Source organism: Blautia sp. ZXY-1-B12, from assembly GCF_056339915.1.
The window spans coordinates 1-2494 of sequence record NZ_JBWJVP010000138.1; the positions used below are offsets into that span (position 1 = coordinate 1).

The window sequence follows — 2494 nt, forward strand, 5'->3', positions numbered from 1 at the left end:
TGAATGCAGTCACCGGTGACCATAGGGATAAATGTATCTCCATCAAAAGATGCGATTCCCTTTTCACAGTCACAGTGTCTTCCTTTTCCTATCTCTACAGTGATCACATCCTGCGCAGGAAAAATAATGCTTCTTGTATTCAGCGTGTGTGGTGCTATGGGAGTCATGATCGTCATGGCGGCATTGGGCGATACAATAGGTCCTCCCGCTGACAGACTGTATCCGGTAGATCCGGTAGGTGTTGAAATAATAATTCCATCAGCATTATAAGAGTTAAGATAAACATCATTTACATAATTCTTAAACCGGACCACGCGGAGATGACCGTCTCTGCCGATCACAATGTCATTCAATGCAATATCCTGTCCGATCAGTTTTCTGCCGCGGTACACCCTTCCTTCCAGCATCATGCGTTCTTCTACCTCGTAATCATCCGCCATTAGCTGATCCAGAGCACTGTACAGAGAGGTCTGATTCACTTCTGCAAGAAAACCCAGATTTCCCAGATTGATTCCAAGAAGAGGAATTTCTTTATGCACCACATCCCTTGCTGCCTGAAGAAGTGTGCCATCTCCTCCCAGAACAATAATACACTGTGTATCGTCTGGAACCTTATCAGGATCTGTATAATGAAAGGAACCCTCATGTTTCCTTTCTGCCTGCTGTACTTCACAGTTTTTGTGATGTGTTTTCAGATAATCTGCTATTTTTTCTGTGATTTCAAGTTTTTTATCCTTGTCACTGTTTGTAATAATATAAAACCTGTCCATAGTTTCTTCCTGACTCAGCCTTTTTAATCCAACTGTCCATGAGCCTCTGCCACAACAGCTTCTACAGATACCTTCAGGCTGTCGGTAACCCTGGTACCTTCCGGATGTTTTTTCAGATGAAGAAGATATTCGATATTTCCTTCCGGTCCTTTAATTGGCGAAAAAGAAAGATGACATGGCTCCATAAAAATACTCATGGCATAATCGCGCACTTTTTCGATCACTTCCTGATGAACAGCAGGATCTCTTACAACCCCCTTCTTTCCGACTTTCTCTCTCCCCGCCTCAAACTGCGGCTTGATCAGACATACGATCTCACCCTCATCTGTAAGGAGATTTCTTACAGGAAGCAGTACTTTTGTAAGAGAAATAAAGGACACATCAATTGATGAAAAATCTGCCGGTTCTCCCAAATCCTCCGGTACCACATAGCGGATATTGGTTTTCTCCATACAGACTACACGCGGATCGTTACGAAGCTTCCAGTCAAGCTGTCCATATCCTACATCAATGGAATAAACTTTTACTGCCCCGTTCTGTAACATACAATCTGTAAACCCTCCGGTGGACGCACCTACATCCATACAGATCTTACTATCCAATGTGACATCAAAGTTTTTCATAGCTTTTTCAAGTTTCAGCCCACCGCGGCTTACATACGGAAGAGTGTTTCCTCTGACCTCAATCTTTACAGTCTCCGGGAACATGGTTCCCGCCTTATCTTCTTTCTGACCATCAACATATACATCGCCTGCCATGATGAATGCCTTTGCTTTCTCGCGGGATGGTGCAAGGGCACGTTCCATCATAAGCATATCCAAACGTTTCTTCATTGCTCTCTTAATTCCTCACTATCTTCTATTGCCTGTCTGATGTCTTCCACTCCAAGTCCAATCCGGCTGCGCAGGCTTTCTACATTTCCCTGGGGTACGAAACGATCCCAGACAGCTGCCGACAACACTCTTATTTCCGGATGACAGGCTTCCATATAAGCAGACACATGCTCTCCGTATCCGCCGCTTTTCACATTCTCTTCTACTGTCACAAACAGACTGTGATCCTTTGCCAGTTCATCAAGAAGATCCACATCCAGTGGTTTCACAAATCTGGCATTTACAAAAGTAGGATCATAGCCGTCATCTTTCAGTCCTTTACAGATTTCCATGCAGGACGGGATCATACTTCCCACTCCCAGCACAGCGATTTTTTTTCCTTTGCGGATAATCTCACTTCTGCCATATTCCACAGGTGCCTGATATTCCCGAAGCCCCTGATGCGCACTGCCTCTCGGATAGCGGATTGCAATCGGTCCGTCAAAGCTTACCGCAAATGCAAGCATCTCTTCCAGTTCTCTGTCATTCTTCGGTGCCAGAACAGTCATATTCGGCATCATGGACAAATAAGACAGATCAAAGCAGCCCTGATGCGTCTCCCCGTCTGCGCCTACAAGCCCTGCCCTGTCAACAGCAAAAATCACATGAAGCTTCTGCATACATACATCATGCAGGATCTGATCTACAGCACGCTGCAGAAAAGATGAATAGATGGCAACAACAGGAACCAGGCCGCCAAGAGCCAGACCCGCCGCAAAACTCACCGCATGTTCCTCTGCGATTCCCACATCAAAAAATCTGTCCGGAAATCTCCTGGAAAATTCCACAAGTCCGGTTCCATCCGGCATGGCTGCGGTAATAGCTGTCAGTTTTTTATTTTTCTCACCAAGA

The 2494-nt window shown here is 45.3% G+C and carries 3 protein-coding genes; all 3 read right to left on the reverse strand.

Features of this window, described 5'->3' with window-relative positions; genetic code table 11:
* Window positions 1-770: NAD(+)/NADH kinase (locus AC075L_RS07455; protein ID WP_476387469.1), on the reverse strand; the 770-nt coding region annotated here is incomplete at its 3' end.
* Window positions 771-793: 23 nt separating this feature from the next.
* Window positions 794-1603 (reverse strand): TlyA family RNA methyltransferase, encoded by an 810-nt coding sequence (locus AC075L_RS07460; RefSeq protein WP_062807871.1) that lies wholly within the window; start codon window positions 1601-1603, stop codon window positions 794-796.
* The coding region (locus AC075L_RS07465; RefSeq protein ID WP_476387470.1) for a transketolase C-terminal domain-containing protein at window positions 1600-2494 on the reverse strand (895 nt) is incomplete at its 5' end. The genes AC075L_RS07465 and AC075L_RS07460, both read right to left, overlap by 4 nt.